Below are 19,066 nucleotides of genomic sequence, written 5' to 3' on the forward strand. Positions count from 1 at the left end.
CCATATCTGCAATCTTAAAAGGATATCCCTAGGGAGCGCAATTAGCTATATTGTAGCTACAGTCGTCAATTGCAAATTAGTCGCTGTGTAACGGTAATCGAGCATATTGCCAAATACAATTGGATACCCAGATCATACTATGTCCACTCACAATAATATCCACCATATACCGACTTTGGCCGCTCTGATGACGCCATTTCCCTACCATATCGATATCAATGCCACGGTAGAGGATGCTCTGGCAATGATGGAGGAGCACAAAGTACGCCACCTGCCGGTAACACGTGCAGGCGACTTGGAGACGGTCATTTCCCGAGGGGATATCGAAAGAGCCAATGCACCGGGACACCGTTTAGAAGAGCAGCAACTTTATGTACATGACCTATGTGCCAGACGTCCCTTTATTGCAGATATCCACGACCCGTTAGATAAAATTCTCTTAGCTATGGCGGATACAGGCATTGGCTCGGTACTGGTTATGCGGGAAGGCGAGCTGGTTGGAATTGTAACTGTGACTGATATTTTGCGCTTTTGTAGCAGGTTTATGGCGGAGTTGGCCCAGCCGGTAGACGATTCTATTGCTTGAACTCACTGCGATTACAGGGGCCAAACCCAAAGCAACATGGGGATACTCACAACGAGTACCAACAATTCTAGTGGCAGCCCCATTTTCCAGTAATCACCAAATTCAAACCCTCCCGGCCCCAGAATTAGGGTGTTATTTTGGTGTCCAACCGGTGTTAGAAATGCGCAAGAGGCTCCAATTGCGACAGCCATCAGGAAGCTGTCTGGATTCACCGCCAGTTGTTCTGCAGTGCTCATGGCAATTGAACACATCACTGCCGCAGTGGCGACATTATTCATAAAATCAGACAGCGTCATGGTAACCACCAGGATCAGCCCCAGGGCCAAAACAGCACTGCCCTGAGCCAGGACATCCAACAAAACCTGAGCGACCAAGTCTGCAGCTCCCGTTGACTCCATCACATCAGCAACAGCAATCAAAGTCCCCAATAGCACGACGACGGACCCGTCGATAGAGTCATAAACATTTCGCAACGGCACTATCTTCAACGCCATAAAAGCCAATACACAAGTGGCGAACGAGATTGCTGCCGGCAATAAGCCGAACGCTGCACCAGCGACACCAAGCACCATAGCCAATAGGGCAATGGCCGCCTTCTCCTTGTTAGGGATGCTAATATCCCTTGAGGCCAAAGGCACACAGCCCTTTTCCCTAGCAAAGCTGTTTAGGTTTTCATCGGCCCCCATCATTAACAGAGCATCACCGGCCAGTAATGGTGTCGAACGCAACCGGCGCACCGAGCGGCGCCCCTGGCGCGAGAGTGCTAGCAAGTGAATCTGGTATCTCGCTGCGAGGCGTGAAAACCTCATAGGGCGTCCCACTAAAGGGGAATCTGGCATGACAACCAACTCCCGCAGCTGCATTTCGGTACGATCCGCCAGTGCTTTTATTGGGGTCTTATTCTGAGAATCACTCTCGGTGTTATTGCTACCCGATTGTCGAGCCTTACCCGATGAATCTGCCCCAAGGGCTCCCACTGTTTTCAAACTGAGATTGGACAAGCAGGTGGCAAGGCTCTCCGGCTCCGCCTCAATGACCAAAATGTCACCGCTATTTACTTTATGCCAGGGAGTCGCGGGAGAGACCCTGGCATCATTGTGTACGACACCCACAACTTGGGCATCTTCTGTTCCCAGCATTTTGGAAATTTCACGTAGATTCTTACCGGCAGCTACACTTTTTTCCTCAACAAGTGCTTCTGTTAAATATGTGCCAGTTTCAAAGGAGGAGGCCCCTGTTCGGTTGCGTGCAGGCACCAAGCGCCACCCAACAAATGCAATAAACAAAACTCCGGCTATCGCAACTGCCAGACCCACCGGGGTGAAATCAAACATACCGTAGCTACCGGCGCCAGAATCCGCCCGAAAACCGGAAACGACCAAGTTTGGCGGTGTACCTATCAGTGTGGTCATTCCCCCCAGAATCGTTGCAAAAGACAGGGGCATTAAAACCCTCCCCAGTGCCACTTTCTGTTTCTCGGCCATATCCACAGCCACTGGCATTAATAAAGCCAACGCGCCGACATTATTCATAAAGCTAGATAAAAACGCGCCGAGCCCAATGAGTAACAATATGGATACTGAGATACTCCCGCTTTTGCGGACAACTCGTTGTGCAAGTGCATCCATTGCGCCGGTATTTTGTAAGCCGCGACTCAGGATTAACACACAAGCTACAGTCACGACCGCTGGATGGCCAAAACCAATAAAAGCATTTTCCGGGGGAATCAGACCGGTAAAGACACAAGTCAATAAGGCTGCTATAGCAACCATATCGTGGCGCCACCGCCCCCATATAAACAGGGTTATAGTGACACTTAAAATAATCAGGATTAGTAACTGGTCAACAGTCATGGAGAAAGATATCCCTGAATATAAAAGCTGCTCAGATTTCTGTTCAGCTATCTATTCAGGGTATACCCGGGAAATTACATGGAGCGCACTTCTACGCCATAACCCCAGCTACATTAGGGGTACAAAATTCAGGAGAAAGTAACTGCCCGCTCTTCCAATGGATAAAACTGAGTACCTACTTTAATACAAACCCTGGCAGTACTGCAGGAGAACCAACCTCTATATCCAGTGACCTGAATATTTCTATAGGTGCCAACCATCGCCTGGCGCAAGCGTTGAGCCCAAGGTCTTAACTTTTCTCCATCGTAGCCGGAACCACAGGCACAAACATGTAAATTAACGAAATTAGCAGGAAGCCCCTCTTTAACCAAGGTATCTGCTAGCTGTCGAGGCGTGTAGGTTTTCCACTCTCCTCCTTGCCAGTTAGGCATGCCGTTTACATATACTTTTTTCTGCTTGTTGTTACTCGTGGAGCGCTCAGCACCAATAAATTGTCCATCCCCGGCACCCGTGCCATGGGTTACGATGTAAAGGGTATCGGCAGGGTTCAGCTTACTCAAACACTGGTTCACCCACCGATACATGGCTTTTCCAAAACCGGAGGTTACTTTATTGGCCAGGATTTGATTCACCGGTATGCCCCAGGCTTTCGCCAACCCCTCCGCATATTCCTGCATTTCATCACTATTTATCGGGATATAGATATATTTTTTAGCCACGTTTTTATCCTCTATACATGCAGGAGCAACCCGCCCCTTATGTAATCCAAATGCTTCCAGGATTTTTAAATCCGCTGCAATAATTCAGGGAAGCTAAGATTTACCTTCTGTGACCTGAAATCGCATTAGGTTCAAAAAGTAAATGTAAACACTGAGCTATCGAGCAATAAATTAAAAAGTATTCTCTCATACTGAGCATTAATTTCCGGTGTAAATATCAAACTGTCATCTAACGCTAAGCACATCATATATTGCATACACAAGTAGCTTCTTCAGTTGCCATAGGCCTGGAAAGAAAATGGAGATACAATCAAATACCACCTATTTCCTAAATAAGCAGGAGTGCTACCTTGCGGACCGATACTGCGAATTACACGGACATCTTCCTGAATGATATTCCGCTGATGGACGTACGCGCCCCAGTTGAGTTTGTTCGCGGCGCTTTCCCTTCCGCAAGAAATCACCCCCTGCTTGACAATCACCAACGTGAACTGATCGGGACTGAGTACAAGAACAAAGGCCAGCAAGCAGCAATTGACCTTGGCTGGCGTTTAGCAACAGATGAAGTGCGAAGCTTATGTCTTTCACAATGGAGCGCATTTATACGTAAACAACCCCAAGGTTACCTCTACTGTTTCCGAGGCGGTTTACGCTCCCGAATGACACAAAAACTGCTACGCTCGAATAATATTGAATACCCGATAGTAGAGGGTGGCTATAAAGCCATGCGGCAGTTCCTGTTAAACAAGCTGGAAAAGCATTGTACCCAGCTGCCCTTTATCGTTGTTGCTGGTCACACCGGCAGTGGCAAAACAGAATTAATCCAGGCTGCGCGGCGGTATATCGACCTTGAGGGGATCGCAAAACATCGAGGTTCTAGCTTTGGACGCACCAGTAGTAGCCAACCTTCACAAATCGATTTTGAAAATCAGATCAGTATCGACCTGCTGAAGCTTTCCCAGCAGGCAGGTGCTATTGCGATTGAAGATGAAAGCCGTCTAATTGGACGCTGCGCACTTCCTCCAGTATTGCAAACCGCCATGAAGGCCGCTCCCCGGGTTCTTGTCGAGGAGCCATTGGAAACACGGGCACAGCGCATTGTGCAAGATTATGTTCACGAGGGCTTAGAGCGCTTTAAAAGCAGTGAAAAATCAGCAGCTGAATCTTTGGGGGAAGAATTACATCTCAACCTCAATAAAATCAGTAAACGCCTGGGAGGGCTGCGCTACAAGCAGCTCAACGAAGCCTTAGCTTCAGCTAACCAAGAATTACTGAGAACGAATAATAGTGATGTGTACATCCCTATCGTGGTGTCACTGTTGCGGGAATACTATGACGGCAGCTACGACCATCTTATGAAGAAATCGGAACAGAAAATTCTGTATCGAGGCAACTACAACGAAGTACAACAGTGGTTGAAGGAGTCCAACCACTCACTGCAAAAACCAGAATAACAATCCTCAGCTTTTGTGAGCTAGGCGATTTAATTTAAATCTCCGCATTAAAAACCAGTCCCTAAAACTGCGCGGCAGCCAGCGGGCCATCCAGGGCAACAGGCTGCTGCGGTTGCCAATACGCACCAAAGGACGAGCGCGTTTTCGCAGCAGCTCACGCACCAATTTTTTAGCCAGTGTGCTTGCCAATGTAGCATTCTGTTGGGACTCCTGGGCACGGGCCCTAACCGCCTCTTCCTGCCGTTTATACAGGGAGTCCGGCGGCAAAAGACCGCGCAGGGATGTCTCAGCGTGGCGACCAAATTCCGATGCGATCGCGCCGGGTTGCACCGTCATTACCCGAATGCCAAAGGGTTTTAGTTCAAGTCGCAAAACATCAGAAATGGAGTGTAGGGCCGCTTTAGAAGCACAATAGGCACCAGAGAAAGGTGTGGGCATTACCCCGGAAACCGAGCCGATATTACACACAATTCCGCCCTGCTCCGAACGCATTAAAGGTACACAGGCTCTAATCAAAGCGAGAGGGGCAAATACATTGGTTCGGAACTGCTTTTCCAGTGCTCGCGTGTCCAGTTCCAGCAGCGGCCCCATCTGACCATAACCGGCGTTATTGACCAAAATATCGAGCCGCCCGTATGCCGCTTTTACTGCGTGAACCACTCGATTGATATCCGCCTGGGAATTCACATCCAAGGCCTCTGTGGCAATTCCCAGGTCCGCCAGCTCTTGTAAACTTTCTGGGCGGCGCGCTGTGGCAATCACTATGGTTCCCCGGCGATGTAGCGCCAAAGCCAGCTCCCGCCCAATACCGCTTGAGCAGCCGGTAATTAAAGCCACTCGATCCGGAACCACATAACCCCGCCCAATTTGCGCAAGGCTTTCCGCAGCAAAACTTCGATTGGGGGAACGAAATCTGGAAATGGGCGGCTTATCCACAGGAACTGCTCCGTTTAATGGTCCTATCTCTCAATGGGCGTTTGCAGGTACTCAATCAATCCAAAAACATTGCCATAGGGGTCGAGAAAGCTCGCCATCAGCACACGTCCAGAAACTTCCTCTATATCCGTGTGCTGCCGCACCCCCATAGTACCGAGTCGCTCAATCTGCGCGGCCAAATCCAAAACCTGCCAGTAAGCAACTACACCATCGGCCCGGCTGATCGCACTGCGCGCATCGGCATTTAATCCGAGCTCGCAATCACCAATACTAAATGCCGCATAGCTATCGCTTTCATAGCTGGGTTTCTGTTCGAGTACCTGCGTATACCAGGCCACAGCCTCGGTAATGTTGGCAACTCCGTAGACTGTTTTGCGCAAGCCAAGAATCTGCCCCATTTGAGACACCCCGTTGAGTAATTTTTATCCACTGGGTGGGGCACTATGGCGCAGTTTATTGCAGCTCTTGCTCCAACTGCTCCAGTAGGTCCAGGGGTTCCATCTCAACCCCTTCCAGTTCGGCGTTCCAGTTTATCCCCACCAATAAGACATCTTCATGCATGCCGGTAAGCCAGTCATCCATAAATTCTTCCAGGTCAATTGCCACTGCCTCATAGTCAGCCCAGTCTCCTTCGCAGTGGTCTTGTGCAAATTCTCTTTGCGACCAAAAGGGCATAACGTCGGTATCGGCCCGCTTTTCAGACTCACAAAGTGCAAAGCCCTCCTCACCCTGCAGGGCCCAGACGCAGCCCTGGCCTACAGCTTCAGGCAAAAAGCGCGCGCAATTATCTTCAAAATTATCGGTTAGGGTTTCGCTTTGCATAACAACTTCGCTTAAACGGTTTTACCGCAGTTTACGTTAGTTTTCCCGGCCTCAATAGGCCCTAAATTCTGTCGAATACTGCCATCGACTCAACATGATCGGTATGGGGAAACATATCCATGACACCCACCTTACTCAACCGGTACCCCAACTTCACCAATTCACCGGCATCCCGGGCCAGGGTGGCCGGGTTACAGGAGACGTAGACGATCCTACTGGCAGAAAATCGCGCCAACCCGCGCACAGCCTCCAGAGCGCCATCCCTCGGTGGGTCCAACAGGATTTTATCGAAACCTGCTTCAGCCCAAGGCGCACCTGCCATTTTTTCGTTCAGGTCGGCAGAATAGAAGTGCACATTTTGTAATTGGTTCAAAGCGGCATTGTCCACACCCCGTTGAGTTAAAGCACCGACACCTTCGACCCCGATCACTTCCGCTGCACGACGCGCCAATGGCAGGGTAAAATTCCCCAATCCACAAAATAAATCCAATACGCGCTCGGAGGGTTGCGGATCGAGTAACTCAACGGCTCGACTCACCATCTGCCGATTCATCGCAAAATTAACCTGCACAAAATCCTGCGGTTTAAACCTCAGCGTCAGGTCAAATTCCGGCAACTGATAACTTAGATAAGCGGCTCCTTCTGTCGGCCAGATTCTCTCCAGGGAAGCATCACTGCCACCTTGTATATACAGGTGTATACCAGTGCTTTTAGCAAATGCTAACCAGAGCGCCAAGTCCTTATCTGACAGGGGCTTTAAATGGCGGAGCACCAGAGCTGTCACATCATCTCCAACCGCCACTTCCAGATGAGAAAAGTTTGCCCGGCCTTCACTTTCGCCAACAAGTTTTTTTAGCGACCCTAAATGTTCGGCAATTTTTGTATGTAGTACCGGGCACTCATCAACATCTACCAAATCATTGCTGTGCTTTTTTCGAAAACCAAAAAGCAGCTCGCCACCCTGGGACTTTTTTAATTTGCGAATGCCGATACGGGCCTTGCGCCGATAACCATAGGCATCAGCAGTTAACGGCGGCAGTATTTCTTCGGGTTCAATACCGCCAAAACGCAACAACTGATCCAAAAGAACTTTTTGCTTTTCAATAATTTGTGCCGATGGCTGCAGGTGTTGAACCGAACAGCCTCCACATGAATCTACATAGGCACACTGCGGCGCGCACCGATCCGCTGAAGCCGATATGACGTCCTCAACAATTCCCTCATCAAAACGGCCGCGCCGTGCGGTATAGCGGAATTTAACCTGCTCTCCCGGTAAGGCACTATCAATAAACACCGTTTTGCCACCTACCCGGGCAATACCACGCATATCGTGACTAAATTTTTCTATTGTCGCTTCAGCGCGGCTCGGCAAGTTTTTTTTAACCGGCTTGCGGCCAGTAATAAAACGGGGCTTCTTACTCATAATTAATTGGGAGAATTCAGTACAACTAAAGAATAGAAAAAAGTTACAGGGTCAGGCGGTGGCCGTTATCGCGCAACCAGCGGCGCAACTCTTTAAATCTGGGGCACACACTTTGGACCAAATCCCAGAAAGCGCGGCTGTGGTTATGGTGTTGCAAATGGCAGACTTCGTGAGCCACCAGGTAATCCACTATAGGTTCAGGAGCGAGACAAACAAGCCAGTTAAACTGCAGCTCACCGCGAATACTACAGTGACCCCACTTGCTTTTGGTACGACGGACTTTTACTGATGAAATACTTAACCCCAGCTGCTCGGCCAACACATGGGATTTTTGCGTTAACAATGCCAATGCTTCCCGCTGGTAAAGGCGTTGTAAAGCAGTTTGCAGCTGCGTGTCATCAGGCTCGCGATAGCGGGTATAAAGCCCGATAGCACCATCGCCAATACCGGCACTTTTACTGCTTGTCGCACGCTGTAAGGGAAGCTGCTGTCCCAGCCAGGGAAAACTCTCACCAAAAGCGTACCGATATTGCGGCACCTGCGCAGCGCGCCGGTCGGCTGCGAGTAACTGCGCTCTCACCCACTGGATATTTTCCTGCAGGAATTCATGCCCGTAGCGGGCTGCGCAACGCTGTGGAATTCGCACTTCCACACCACCGGAAGACAGTACCAGCCCCAGACGCTTTCGCCGGCTCGAACGTACCAAGCGATAGGGAATATCTTCAAAAATAAAATCCTGGGCCTGTTTCAAGCGGGATCTCCACACGCAACCCAAGAGATAATACTAGGCACCATGAGCTACAACAGCCATGGTAATGCGAGAAATACAACTGAGTTTCCCATTGGGTGCATAGATCAGAATTTCCCACACCTGGCTGCTGCGCCCAATATGCACGGGTTTTGCACGGCCGCGAACCTCCCCCTCGGGGACAGGGCGCAGATGATTAGCATTAACTTCCTGACCGACACAATAAAATTTATCGGTATCCACTAATAGGTTGGCACCTATGGAACCCAGCGTCTCCGACAATACGACATTAGCACCACCATGCAAAATACCGAAGGGCTGGCGAGTGCGATGGTCTACGGGTAGGGTCCCTTCCAGATAATCATCGCCAATTTCCGTAATTTCCATTCCCAGGTAGCCGGGCATGCATTGGGATATTCCCTGGTTCAGTTCTTTCAGTGAAGGATCTAAATGCCAAATTGCCATTACAATAAATCTCTTGTGCGTGTGATACCGGAGCATTAACCCGGACTTCTTTACTTACATTCAGGACCAATAAATTTTTCTACTTACCAATAAAATAATCTGGCAGAAAAAAATCCGGGGGGATAATAGCCGGGCGTTAAATGCGTGGGGCCAAACAAGCCATAACGAAACAACTCCATATCCAACATCCGCAGCTCCCAGCGAAGGCGGCTGCGCTGCAAGTACAATGCCTGGGCCTGGGCTTCACTATCAGTGTTCCGATAGGCGTAATGCAGGGAGAGCAACTCGCGCTCTAAATTATCCCGGCGCCACAAAAGGCGCTGGTAATGCTGCTCTATGCGGTATTCGGCGAGACCGCGCTCGTAATTCTGTAAAAACAAATCAGCAGTAGGGCCAGTGCAAACTCCTTGGTAATTACGTCCCCTACGCCCCTGGTGATAGCCATTTTCCGCAGTGCAGTAAGTCTCTATACCCTCTTCATGGCCCTGCAGCCATGCATCGCTATCCACATGCATGTCGTAGCTGTCACACTCTTGGGCAATATCGTACACCAGCGACTGTGAGCGACCGCGAGCGCCGTCTTGCAGGCCCCGCTCATACCAGAGCCCCGCGCGGCACTCCTCTTCGGAAATTACTGCGCAGCCGCTTAACCCCAGCACCAGCAAAACGAGAAAAAGACGTATTTTTCCTGCAAACATAAAATGGGACTCCCGGCGCTGTACTTCCCGCCTGTTATTGGAATCCAGGTATCACTTAACCAAAGCGCTTGTCGGCGACAAAAGGATTGGTTTGGCGCTCCTGGCCAAAAGTGGACATGGGGCCATGCCCCGGTACAAATTGAACCTCATCACCCAGCGGCCATAGGCGCTCTTTGATAGAGCGAATCAGGGTATCGTGGTCTCCCTGGGGGAAATCTGTGCGCCCGATCGAACCGGCAAACAAAACATCTCCCACCAGAGCCAACTGGCTGGGGCGGTGGAAGAAAATCACATGGCCGGGGGTATGGCCCGGGCAGTGGTGCACCTCCAGTTCCTGATCCCCTACAGTAACCGTATCTCCCTGCTCCAACCAGCGGTCTGGAGTAAATACTTCGACAGCGGGGAAACCAAACATCTGCGCCTGCATGGGCAACTGCTGAATCCAGAAATCATCGCCTTTATGCGGCCCTTCTATCGGCAGCTGGAGCTGCTTGGACAACGCCGCAGTGCCGCCTACATGGTCCAGGTGGCCGTGGGTCAGCAGGATTTTCTCCAGCTTGAGACCGCGCTCCTCCACCGCCGCCAGAATCTTATCGAGATCGCCACCGGGGTCGACAACAGCCGCGCGCTTACTGTCTTCACACCACAGCAACGAGCAGTTTTGCTGGAAAGGAGTAACCGGAATCAGGTGATATTGCAGCGACATAAGAAAGCGGCCCTTCATCTTTTACAGGAGACTGTTGAGGTAATTGGGGATTATACCGCGAGAGCCTGCTGAGAGGGTTGTGGATGCCGATGAGCGGGCTTATTCACTGTCTTGAGCAGGGAGCGCACATCCTCTATCAGCTGCTCAACAACTTTCGGGTTCCGCCAGTAATCCTCAGGGGGCGAGGGAAAAGCCACTGAACTCAAAGCGCCGTGATCGCTCAGCGAACAAGTCTCATAGTCTCGGCACACCGCCTGGTTATAGGAGGGGCTCAGGGGTTTAAGGGGCCAGCCAAACAGGTCATTGGGGTGATAAAAATTCTTCCAGCGAAAATTGTATCCCCGGGTATTGGAGGTGACCGCCTGAATTTGCTCCCGGGGTCGATCGGCGCACCACAGGGGCATTGTCGGCCCCAGGGTGTACCAATGGCTCAAGGTCTTGAGGCGCAAAAACCTCTCACGCGCCGACCCTTTGTGAACGCCTGCGGGACCACCATCACGCCAAACACCGCAACTGACATTGGGGCGCTGGGCATCCCAGAGGTAATTAGATAGGTTGATACAACCCACCGAATGGCTGATCAATATCACCGGGGCCCGCTCATCAACCTGATCAGCGGCCTTGGCCAGCGCCGCATAAATCTCGCGCTGGGTCTTTTCGTAGTTGCTATCCCGGCGATCCACAGTGCCGGACTGCGCCGCTGTCTGCGACATCCCCAGGAGTAAATATTTTCGTGCACGCAGGAAGTCCAACTCGCGTTTCTGCATACTCTCAAAGGTGCGTTCGATGTTGCTCTGGAAGTGCTCCAGGCCGGGTAATTCAGCGCAGTAGAGACGCGACCACTCCTCCCCAAACTCGGTTTCCAATGCCGAAAACAGTGGCTTTGCAAACGTGTTATCCACAGCCCCCATACCCGCAGCAGCAAGGATTACGATATCCGCCATGGCTTCCTCTTCTTATTATTCTATCGGCGCCTTCGCAGCGCTCGGCTTTTTTAATTGAATGAACATTGATGAAAACCCGCACAAGGGGCATTCTCACTGCCAAAGAAAAATCGAAAAAATACTGAAAGTGGCGCGAGGGGAAGCTGCACAATAATGCATCCCTTTACGAGCCGGTGTGGATACATCACAGTAAATATGAACTAACGTACCCACTAGTGAGCCGCAGAAACTGCATTGCGACGGGTTGAGATGACCGATTTAACCCGAATAGTAATATACTGCCCAAAGCTAAACCGGCGCCACTCCAATTTGCCACCCAAGAGGCGGAATCACCAGAAAGCTGGCCTATTACAGTGCTGTAACAATACCCGGGTCCTGGTGCATAATAGTGGCTGTACAAAAATCAAACATTTATAACAATCCCTCCCGCAGCGATGCTTTTAACTTCCAAATACAGCCTGCCGGATTGCCCCGAGCACGCCCTATCGCGCCCGCGCCTGCTGTCGGTTCTGAACCAATGCCACAGCGATCAACTGCTGTTGGTGACGGCTCCTGCGGGATACGGCAAGACCACGCTGGTTACCTCCTGGGCCTCACAGCAGGACAACCCGGTCGCCTGGTATACGCTGGATGCCAGCGATAATGAACCGAGCCAATTCTGCCGCTACCTGGTGGAAAGTGTGCACAGGGCGACCGGCAATGGTATCCCCCAGACTCACCAGTTATTGTCCGCGCCCCAGCGCCCGGACCCCTCAACCCTGGTGAGCCACCTGCTGTCGGAACTGCGGGGCCTGCCCAGCGAACTGCGCATCGTGCTGGATGACTACCACCAGATCGACAACCAGCAGGTGCACGACACTACCCGCTTTTTGTTACGCCACGCCCCCGCCGGTGTCGGTATTGTTCTCACCAGTCGCAGCCAACCGCCTTTGGGCCTGGCCACCCTGCGAGTTCAAGGGCGATTACTGGAATTGGGCAGTAATGAGCTGGCCCTCAACATTGAGGAAATCGCTACCCTGCTCAAGCAGCGCCTGCCGTTTAATCTCGACGGCGACCGCGCAGCCCAACTGCATCATCTCAGTGAGGGCTGGCCCCCCGCCGTACAGCTATTCACTTTATCGGTGCGCGACAGCAACGAAGTGGATCGCTATCTGGCAGAGCTGGAGCAGGGCCACAGTCATATTCTCGATTACCTGGCTGAGGAAGTGCTGGAGCGGCTGGAACCCCAACTGCGCCAGCTCCTTTCCTGCACATCGATCCTCACCCGGGTGAATGCCCAACTGGCAGAGCGCCTTACCGGTCGCCAGGATGGTCAGCAGTTGCTGGAAGAAGCCGCGCGCCGGGGGTTATTCCTGCAGGCGCAGGATTCAAGTCGCCAGTGGTTCCGCTTCCACCCGGTCTTCGCCCGCTTCCTGCAGCGGCAAATCAATGACCGCGAACACTTGCTGCAACTGCACAGCACTGCCTGTGATACCTGGCAAGAATTAGACCAGCCAGTGGAGGCCCTGCGCCACGCTCTGGCCGGGGGCGACCGCGAGCGGTTAAAGCAACTGCTCAACGACCGAGGGGAACAACTTCTGCGCGCGGGGCAATCGCGCCTGCTGCGGGACTGCCTCGACTGGCTCGGTGACGAAGCCCTGCAACACAGCGCCCGCTTTACCCTCCTGTCCGCCAAAATGGCGCGGGAGAATTTTGAATACGACCTGTGCGAGAAAAACCTGGCGGCCTCGGAAAGCTGGCTGCAGCGGGAGGACCCGGCACAGTGGCGCGACTTTGAAGGCGCCTTTGCCACCATGCGCGCCCAGGTGGCCATTGCCCGAGGGCAGACACTGCAAGCCAAGGAGTATGCCGAAGAAGCTTTGGCCCTACTCCGCGCAGACCAGCTGGGCGAGAGAATCTCTGCTCTGCTGGTCACCGGTGAGACCAGCTTCTGCCTGGGTGCCTTGCAAGAGGCCAACCGCTATATGCAGGAAGTTGAAGCCCTGGCGATCGCCGAACGAGATATCCCCAGCGCCGCCTGGGCCATCTGCCAACAGACAGAAATCGCCTTTGCCCAGGGCTTACTGAAAAAAGCGTCCACGCTGCAGGAGAAGGTGCAGACCCTGGTGCAGAAAAATCACCTGTCCACACTACCCATCTCGGAATTTGTGTGCCGGCTGCGCGGCCAGCTGCAATGGGAGTCCGGCGATCTGGAAGGTGCCGAGCAATCCGCTCGCCGAGGTATGCAAATCAACCGCCGGGTCGGCGAGCACTGGTTGCTGCCGGAGTACACCCTGCTGTTAAAAATCGCCCAGGCCCGAGGAGAGAAAGAAGAGTCCCTGGAGTGGCTTGAGCGTATCGAGCGGCTGCTCACAGACGGGCGCTACCACCGGGACTGGATCGCCAACGCCGATGCCACCCGCATCCGCACCTGGCGCGCCCTGGGCAATCAGCAGGCCATCGCCAGCTGGTTGGAACAGGCTACTCCCGTCGCTGACAGGCCCAGCAATCACTTTGAGCAGTGCCACGGGCGCAACCATGTGCGCGCGATGATTGAGCTGCACCACTGGTCCGATGCCAACCGCCTGTTGAGCCGCCTGAAACAAGTCGCCAACGAGTGCGGCCTGGAAACAGATCGCCTGCGCAACCGGGTGCTGGAATCCCACCTGCTGTGGCTGAGGGAGCAATACCCGCAATCTGTGGAGGCTATTAGTGAAGCCCTGCTTCTCTCCCACGAACGGGATTTTCGCGCCAGCTTCCTGCAGATCGGCAAACCTTTAATCGTTATCCTGAAAGCCGCCCTGGAAAATGGCCTGGGAGATGCGGAGTCCAGCAAAGCCCAACAACTGATCAAAGCGGCACAGCAGCAGCCAGAGCTGGACGGTGGTATTCGCATCGAACTGGATGACACCATTATCCGCGAGATACTGGCCAGCGATGCCGTGCCGGACTTCCTGCGCCACTCCCCACTCACCCCAAGGGAATGGCAGGTACTCAATGCGATTCACTCGGGGCTGTCGAACGAGAAAATCGCCCGTCACTTTAAGGTGGCACCGAGCACCATCAAGACCCATATTCGCAGCCTCTACCAAAAGCTGGACGTCAAGGATCGCCAGGAGGCCATCGCCCTGGCCGAGCAAATGCTTCGCTCGGTCCAGGACAAGCCCTAAACAGTCCTGCTCCAGCGGCACAGGGACGTGCCCACTATGCTCCTCATCCCCCGCCCGCCAATACCAAACCACCCCAGGCCGGTCACCCTTTACCCCCCTCTCCCCCCTCGCCGGGGAGGAGGAAGCCCGCCAATGACTGCTCCATACTCACCCTATCCTTTAAAGGTGGACTATCTCCCCCTTTCAAATAATGAAACAAGGCAGTAATCCATGAGCGGCTACAGCTATGAGTGGTGGCGCAACAGCGTTATTTATCAGATTTACCCACGCAGCTTCTGCGACGCCAACGGAGATGGCATCGGTGATATTCCCGGAATTACGCAAAAACTGGATTATGTAAAATCCCTCGGCGTAGACGCCATCTGGATCTCACCCTTTTTTAAATCGCCGATGGTGGATTTTGGCTATGACGTTGCCGACTACCGCGATGTCGACCCTATTTTTGGCAACCTGGAAGATTTCGACCGGATGATCGAAGCGGCCCACGAGCGCGGCCTGAAAGTGATTATCGACCAAATCCTCAGCCACACCTCGGACCAGCACCCCTGGTTCCAGGAGAGCCGCGCCAACCGCGACAACCCCAAAGCGGACTGGTATGTCTGGGTTGATCCCCAAGAAGATGGCACCCCTCCCAACAATTGGGTCTCCGTATTCGGAGGAGGCTCCTGGCGCTGGTGTACCCGCCGCCGCCAGTACTATTTGGCCAACTTCCTCAAAGAGCAGCCGGACCTGAATGTACACAACCCGGAAGTCCAGGAGCAGTTGCTCGCCGATATGAAGTTCTGGCTCGATCGGGGTGTAGATGGTTTCCGACTGGATGCGGTCAACTTTATTTTCCATCAGCAGGCCCTGGGCAATAACCCGGCGCGCCCGCTCAAGCTCGACGAGAAAGGCCTGCCGCCAGTCAATCACTACGACTACCAGTGGCACCAGAATGATAAATCCCAGCCGGAAAACCTGGTGTTTCTCCAGCGGGTAAGACAGTTAATGGATCAATATCCCGGCACTGTAACCGTAGGTGAAGTTGGCGACGACAATACCCACAAAATCATGGCCGAGTACACCACGGAAAAACGCCTGCACATGGCCTATTCCTTCGATCTATTGACCGAGGATTGTAGTGCGGACTTCCTGCGCGAAACCCTGGAAAAAAACCGCGACGTAATCGACAAGGGCTGGCCCTGCTGGTCGATCAGTAACCACGATGTACCCCGCTCAATAACCCGCTGGAACAAAGGCTTTAACGACGATCAAGCCGATACCAGAGCCCCGCTGTTCCTGCTGATGCAATTGGCACTGCGCGGCAGTGTCTGCCTCTATCAAGGGGAAGAACTGGGCCTGCCGGAAGCGGAAATTGCCTATGAAGACCTGGTAGACCCCTACGGCATTAATCTGTGGCCGGAATTCAAAGGCCGCGATGGCTGCCGCACACCGATGCCCTGGACCAATACCAGCGACGACAACGCAGGCTTTTCCACAGCAAAACCCTGGCTACCCGTCTCTGGGGAGCACCAGCAACGGGCAGTAGAGGTTCAGCAGGACGCCCAGCGCTCCATGCTCAACCGCTTCCGCGCACTGATCGAATGGCACCGGGAGCTACCCCAATCGTTGGCGACAGCAGAGCAGGAAGTGATCGACAGCGGCAGTGATTTGTTTGCTTTTGTAAGGCGCAGCGACAGCGAAGAAATGCTGGTTGTTCTCAACCTGGGGCAAAACAGTGGCACCCTGGAATTACCTGCAGCATTCTCCGGTGCGCAGAATATTACCCCGGCACTGTTTGCTGGCAATGCAGAAGGAAATAGCTTAGAGCTAGCTGCCGCAGATGCCTGTGTGCTGCTGCGTAAAAAAGCCTGATTGATTAGCAATATTTAAAAGATGCCCAGCTCATATTCGAGCCTGGGCATCGAGTAAGAATTACAGTCTCTCTGCAACGTCTCTTCCTTTCGACGTCTGCTTTCCCGCCGGCACAATGCCGGCTTTTTTCTGTTTAACTCCAGCACTTCATCATCTATAGCCTGCAAAATAAAAAAACCCGATAAAGATATCCGGTATGGCTCCCCTCTCAAGGTAAGTCTTCGCTATTGGAAATAACCAAATGCAAGGCCAAAATCATCAACTAATGAAAAATACCAACTCATCGAGTTAAGAATCCTTCAATCTCAATTTAAAGCACTACCACTGGAGAGTCACGTCATATGATTTTTCAAATTAAAAATTGAAAAATCAAAACGTTTATATAAAACCGATAATAGGACTTATGTTTTAGCTACTTCGAAATGGGACAGTCCTTCCTTGAAGTACAAGGTGAGAGAGGTTTCTCGCAACCTTCCCACCCTATCAGTGAGACTGGTTTCCTTAACAAAATATATGAATTGCTTCTCCCAGTGAGTATAAGTTTACCTCTTCTTTCTAAAACAACCGTACTTAATTTCAAATATGCTACCAGGAGACTCCCGTGAAGCATTCAGTCTTACTTGGTACTTAACCGCGAATATCTTCCATAACATTGCTATTCAAACTGTCTTATATACAGCATTTCATATCTTGTTCTACTTTCAATATCAGAATTCAAGAGAAGCTTCTCCTATTTCTGGAGAGAGCGAGCTAAGTCATTGACTTTAAAGGAGGTGACACTATTGTCACGAGCAAGAAAAGCAGGTAGATATATATCCGCTGTTATATATCTACCTGTTGAGAATTGCGCCAAAGCCTCTAACCTACTGATATTGCTGTGTTTTTTGGGTAATCTTGGATGACTGCACCAGAATTATATAGAAGGGTGATATAAAGACGCTTCTTTTGAATTAACTGTTAGGCACCAGTATGCACAAAAAGGATATTACAGTTGGCTATGCCTGCTTGGAGTGCAAGAAAGTCTTCAGGAAGCACAAATATACCCAGGATAAACGCGGAAACTGGGAGCCTGTAGAGTACGAGGTTGTCTGCCCACAATGCTCAAGGGTAATGTTTGAAACGGGCTCTGCCTTCAAGGCCCCAAAGGTCACCGACACAAAGGCATGGGCCAAACTTAGGCCGTTATTCGAAAGTGGCTACAAATTTAACCCAGATTTCGGCAGTCCATTCGAGGAGCCCCCAGCTGTAAAAGAGGTGCCCCGCAAAGCTCCTGAGTCAGAATTTAGAAAACCCGCGAGGAAGAGGCGTAAAAATGCCTAACAAAGCCAAGCACGACCGCCAGAAAAGCTGGCTGGACCTACATTCCGCAGCTTCGCTGCTCCATTTCGGCCCGTGTTGGCGGCGTTAAGTGCAGGAAGAATATGAAGAAAATTTTTGGTTCGACATTTTATTTTAAAAAGCTATTCCCCTCCGTGTGGTTTGGATTTCTGGCTTTTTTTATCATTACAGCGGTATTGTCGGGTGCAATGGCTGAGTCTTTTCTTGTTCTTTAAGAAGTCGCTTTGGGACTTGGCTGATGAGGTCTACGACGAAGGAGATTCGGTAATGTTCCGAAAAGGGGATAAAGAACAAAGGGTGTACTTAAAAGACATCATCAATGTTAGTCATACTCAAATGCAGTCCCCAGAAAAGGTTGTACTTCATTTGCGGAAAGAAGGAGCAATTGGCAAAGAGCTGGCATTTAATCCTCCCATGCGCTTTAACATGTTCACTAAAAATCCAATGGTGAATGATCTTATTAAGCGGGTAGATCGTGCTAAAAGCACTTAACAATCCGCAGCAATCGCTCCCGTTGGTCGCTGGGACAGCCAAAACGCTGCGCTTATTTGTCTGCCCCTGTGCGGGGCGTTACTAGAACCATATGAATAAGATCATCATCACATTATTGCTTTCAGTGATTGGCCAAGACGTACTCGCTTGTTCTTTTAGCGAGCGTAGTGGCGAAGAAAAATTTAAAGATGCAAATCGTGTATTTCGAGCAAAGATTGTCGGAACTCAGCTGGGAACTGAGAACTTGGAAGGTGAAACCTTCGAAATTGTTAAAGCAAAATATAAATTGATTGAGTCCTACAAAGGCCGTAATACTAAGAGCGGCTATGTAAAAGAGCTTACTTTCAGCCCAGGTAATTGTATGCTCGGTCTACTAACCGGAATGGAATATATTATATATCTTGGCGATACAGATTTTGTAACTCTACCAAGTGGTTCTTGGGGCTATTTCAATCCAGAAGGTACGCAAGTGTTGCCAGAGCTTGAGAAGTTACGGGCTCTCGCTAAAGGCGAGCGCAGTGCTCCGTAGCGCTAGTAACAAGCAGCGGCAGAGCGACAGCCAACGCTACGCACCTTTTGTGTTACTCGCTGGCGCTCAAACACTAACACAAAATGCGCTCCGCGCTGGCTGCGCCTGCGCTGGGCGTTAAATTTCCTAAGGGCAATCTCCAGTGAGTCGTATTGATAACTCTCTCATTGTGATTTCACTTTTACCGTGGTTATCGGCTATGTGGGTAAACTGGTATGTCATTGAGATGGGCTTTGTCCATACAAACGAGTCTCGTGACGTTGCAAGGCTAGCTCTCCATGTAGTTGCCGGTTTTACCGCGACGTATTTGGCTATTTTATTTCTATGGTATCGCAAGCAGCGATTCAGAC

18 protein-coding genes are annotated in these 19,066 nt (G+C 51.5%); 7 read left to right on the forward strand and 11 right to left on the reverse strand.

From position 1 onward, the window contains the following. The first annotated feature begins 139 nt into the window (after positions 1 to 139). On the forward strand, positions 140 to 586 hold the full coding sequence (locus tag ACG1BZ_RS20610) for a CBS domain-containing protein (protein ID WP_413663453.1): 447 nt from the start codon (positions 140 to 142) through the stop codon (positions 584 to 586). An 11-nt stretch (positions 587 to 597) separates the two neighbouring features. Here the strand turns inward: ACG1BZ_RS20610 and ACG1BZ_RS20615 are convergent, their stop codons facing one another. Both ACG1BZ_RS20615 and ACG1BZ_RS20620 read right to left on the reverse strand, forming a co-directional pair. Next, on the reverse strand, positions 598 to 2,439 hold the full coding sequence (locus ACG1BZ_RS20615; RefSeq protein WP_413663454.1) for an SLC13 family permease: 1,842 nt from the start codon (positions 2,437 to 2,439) through the stop codon (positions 598 to 600). A 128-nt stretch (positions 2,440 to 2,567) separates the two neighbouring features. Further along, positions 2,568 to 3,158, reverse strand: a complete 591-nt coding sequence (locus tag ACG1BZ_RS20620; protein ID WP_413663455.1) for a hypothetical protein — start codon at positions 3,156 to 3,158, stop codon at positions 2,568 to 2,570. A 350-nt stretch (positions 3,159 to 3,508) separates the two neighbouring features. Here ACG1BZ_RS20620 and mnmH point away from each other — a divergent pair, with 350 nt between their 5' ends. Beyond that, a complete protein-coding gene (gene mnmH, locus ACG1BZ_RS20625; protein WP_413663456.1) occupies positions 3,509 to 4,612 on the forward strand; it encodes a tRNA 2-selenouridine(34) synthase MnmH in 1,104 nt (367 codons plus the stop codon). Between the two features lie 6 nt (positions 4,613 to 4,618). Here mnmH and ACG1BZ_RS20630 read toward each other — a convergent pair whose 3' ends face one another. The 9 genes from ACG1BZ_RS20630 to ACG1BZ_RS20670 all read right to left on the reverse strand — a co-directional run bounded on the left by ACG1BZ_RS20630 (position 4,619) and on the right by ACG1BZ_RS20670 (position 11,354). After that, positions 4,619 to 5,548, reverse strand: a complete 930-nt coding sequence (locus ACG1BZ_RS20630; RefSeq protein ID WP_413663457.1) for an SDR family oxidoreductase — start codon at positions 5,546 to 5,548, stop codon at positions 4,619 to 4,621. A 23-nt stretch (positions 5,549 to 5,571) separates the two neighbouring features. After that, entirely contained in the window at positions 5,572 to 5,946 is a 375-nt protein-coding gene (locus ACG1BZ_RS20635) for a VOC family protein (protein WP_108734658.1), read from the reverse strand. A gap of 55 nt (positions 5,947 to 6,001) precedes the next feature. Continuing rightward, positions 6,002 to 6,370, reverse strand: coding sequence for a DUF2750 domain-containing protein (locus ACG1BZ_RS20640; RefSeq protein WP_413663458.1), 369 nt, complete (start codon positions 6,368 to 6,370; stop codon positions 6,002 to 6,004). Between the two features lie 61 nt (positions 6,371 to 6,431). Then, complete coding sequence (gene rlmD, locus ACG1BZ_RS20645) at positions 6,432 to 7,793, reverse strand: 23S rRNA (uracil(1939)-C(5))-methyltransferase RlmD (protein ID WP_413663459.1); 1,362 nt, start codon at positions 7,791 to 7,793, stop codon at positions 6,432 to 6,434. Positions 7,794 to 7,836: 43 nt separating this feature from the next. After that, entirely contained in the window at positions 7,837 to 8,544 is a 708-nt protein-coding gene (locus ACG1BZ_RS20650) for a M48 family metallopeptidase (RefSeq protein WP_413663460.1), read from the reverse strand. Between the two features lie 33 nt (positions 8,545 to 8,577). Continuing rightward, entirely contained in the window at positions 8,578 to 9,006 is a 429-nt protein-coding gene (locus ACG1BZ_RS20655) for a hotdog fold thioesterase (RefSeq protein ID WP_413663461.1), read from the reverse strand. Positions 9,007 to 9,089: 83 nt separating this feature from the next. Continuing rightward, positions 9,090 to 9,704: a DUF2799 domain-containing protein gene (locus ACG1BZ_RS20660; RefSeq protein ID WP_108734663.1), complete on the reverse strand. Its 615-nt coding sequence runs from the start codon at positions 9,702 to 9,704 to the stop codon at positions 9,090 to 9,092. Between the two features lie 55 nt (positions 9,705 to 9,759). Then, positions 9,760 to 10,410, reverse strand: a complete 651-nt coding sequence (locus ACG1BZ_RS20665; RefSeq protein WP_413663462.1) for an MBL fold metallo-hydrolase — start codon at positions 10,408 to 10,410, stop codon at positions 9,760 to 9,762. A 50-nt stretch (positions 10,411 to 10,460) separates the two neighbouring features. After that, on the reverse strand, positions 10,461 to 11,354 hold the full coding sequence (locus ACG1BZ_RS20670) for a hypothetical protein (protein ID WP_413663463.1): 894 nt from the start codon (positions 11,352 to 11,354) through the stop codon (positions 10,461 to 10,463). 434 nt (positions 11,355 to 11,788) lie between these two features. On the opposite strand from ACG1BZ_RS20670, the gene malT reads away from it, so the two are divergent. The 5 genes from malT to ACG1BZ_RS20695 all read left to right on the forward strand — a co-directional run bounded on the left by malT (position 11,789) and on the right by ACG1BZ_RS20695 (position 18,716). Then, positions 11,789 to 14,503 (forward strand): HTH-type transcriptional regulator MalT, encoded by a 2,715-nt coding sequence (gene malT / locus ACG1BZ_RS20675; protein WP_413663464.1) that lies wholly within the window; start codon positions 11,789 to 11,791, stop codon positions 14,501 to 14,503. A gap of 210 nt (positions 14,504 to 14,713) precedes the next feature. Further along, positions 14,714 to 16,357, forward strand: a complete 1,644-nt coding sequence (locus tag ACG1BZ_RS20680; protein ID WP_413663465.1) for an alpha-amylase family glycosyl hydrolase — start codon at positions 14,714 to 14,716, stop codon at positions 16,355 to 16,357. Positions 16,358 to 17,326: 969 nt separating this feature from the next. Beyond that, the gene (locus tag ACG1BZ_RS20685; RefSeq protein ID WP_413663466.1) at positions 17,327 to 17,677 is read left to right on the forward strand and encodes a hypothetical protein; all 351 of its coding nucleotides are present in this window, start codon (positions 17,327 to 17,329) and stop codon (positions 17,675 to 17,677) included. Between the two features lie 201 nt (positions 17,678 to 17,878). Then, positions 17,879 to 18,187, forward strand: a complete 309-nt coding sequence (locus tag ACG1BZ_RS20690; RefSeq protein ID WP_413663467.1) for a hypothetical protein — start codon at positions 17,879 to 17,881, stop codon at positions 18,185 to 18,187. A 91-nt stretch (positions 18,188 to 18,278) separates the two neighbouring features. Further along, the gene (locus ACG1BZ_RS20695; RefSeq protein WP_413663468.1) at positions 18,279 to 18,716 is read left to right on the forward strand and encodes a hypothetical protein; all 438 of its coding nucleotides are present in this window, start codon (positions 18,279 to 18,281) and stop codon (positions 18,714 to 18,716) included. Positions 18,717 to 19,066 lie beyond the last annotated feature (350 nt).

Origin of the sequence: Microbulbifer sp. CNSA002, from assembly GCF_047324085.1 — a bacterium.
Taxonomy (GTDB): Bacteria; Pseudomonadota; Gammaproteobacteria; order Pseudomonadales; family Cellvibrionaceae; genus Microbulbifer.

What these genes read in the sequence shown, in the direction of transcription:
- ACG1BZ_RS20610 (WP_413663453.1), top strand. Translation starts at nt 140, where the DNA reads ATGTCCACTCACAATAATATCCACCATATACCGACTTTGGCCGCTCTG.
- ACG1BZ_RS20615 (WP_413663454.1), bottom strand. Translation starts at nt 2,439, where the DNA reads ATGACTGTTGACCAGTTACTAATCCTGATTATTTTAAGTGTCACTATA.
- ACG1BZ_RS20635 (WP_108734658.1), bottom strand. Translation starts at nt 5,946, where the DNA reads ATGGGGCAGATTCTTGGCTTGCGCAAAACAGTCTACGGAGTTGCCAAC.
- ACG1BZ_RS20640 (WP_413663458.1), bottom strand. Translation starts at nt 6,370, where the DNA reads ATGCAAAGCGAAACCCTAACCGATAATTTTGAAGATAATTGCGCGCGC.
- rlmD (WP_413663459.1), bottom strand. Translation starts at nt 7,793, where the DNA reads ATGAGTAAGAAGCCCCGTTTTATTACTGGCCGCAAGCCGGTTAAAAAA.
- ACG1BZ_RS20655 (WP_413663461.1), bottom strand. Translation starts at nt 9,006, where the DNA reads ATGGCAATTTGGCATTTAGATCCTTCACTGAAAGAACTGAACCAGGGA.
- ACG1BZ_RS20660 (WP_108734663.1), bottom strand. Translation starts at nt 9,704, where the DNA reads ATGTTTGCAGGAAAAATACGTCTTTTTCTCGTTTTGCTGGTGCTGGGG.
- ACG1BZ_RS20665 (WP_413663462.1), bottom strand. Translation starts at nt 10,410, where the DNA reads ATGTCGCTGCAATATCACCTGATTCCGGTTACTCCTTTCCAGCAAAAC.
- ACG1BZ_RS20670 (WP_413663463.1), bottom strand. Translation starts at nt 11,354, where the DNA reads ATGGCGGATATCGTAATCCTTGCTGCTGCGGGTATGGGGGCTGTGGAT.
- malT (WP_413663464.1), top strand. Translation starts at nt 11,789, where the DNA reads ATGCTTTTAACTTCCAAATACAGCCTGCCGGATTGCCCCGAGCACGCC.
- ACG1BZ_RS20680 (WP_413663465.1), top strand. Translation starts at nt 14,714, where the DNA reads ATGAGCGGCTACAGCTATGAGTGGTGGCGCAACAGCGTTATTTATCAG.
- ACG1BZ_RS20685 (WP_413663466.1), top strand. Translation starts at nt 17,327, where the DNA reads ATGCACAAAAAGGATATTACAGTTGGCTATGCCTGCTTGGAGTGCAAG.
- ACG1BZ_RS20695 (WP_413663468.1), top strand. Translation starts at nt 18,279, where the DNA reads ATGAATAAGATCATCATCACATTATTGCTTTCAGTGATTGGCCAAGAC.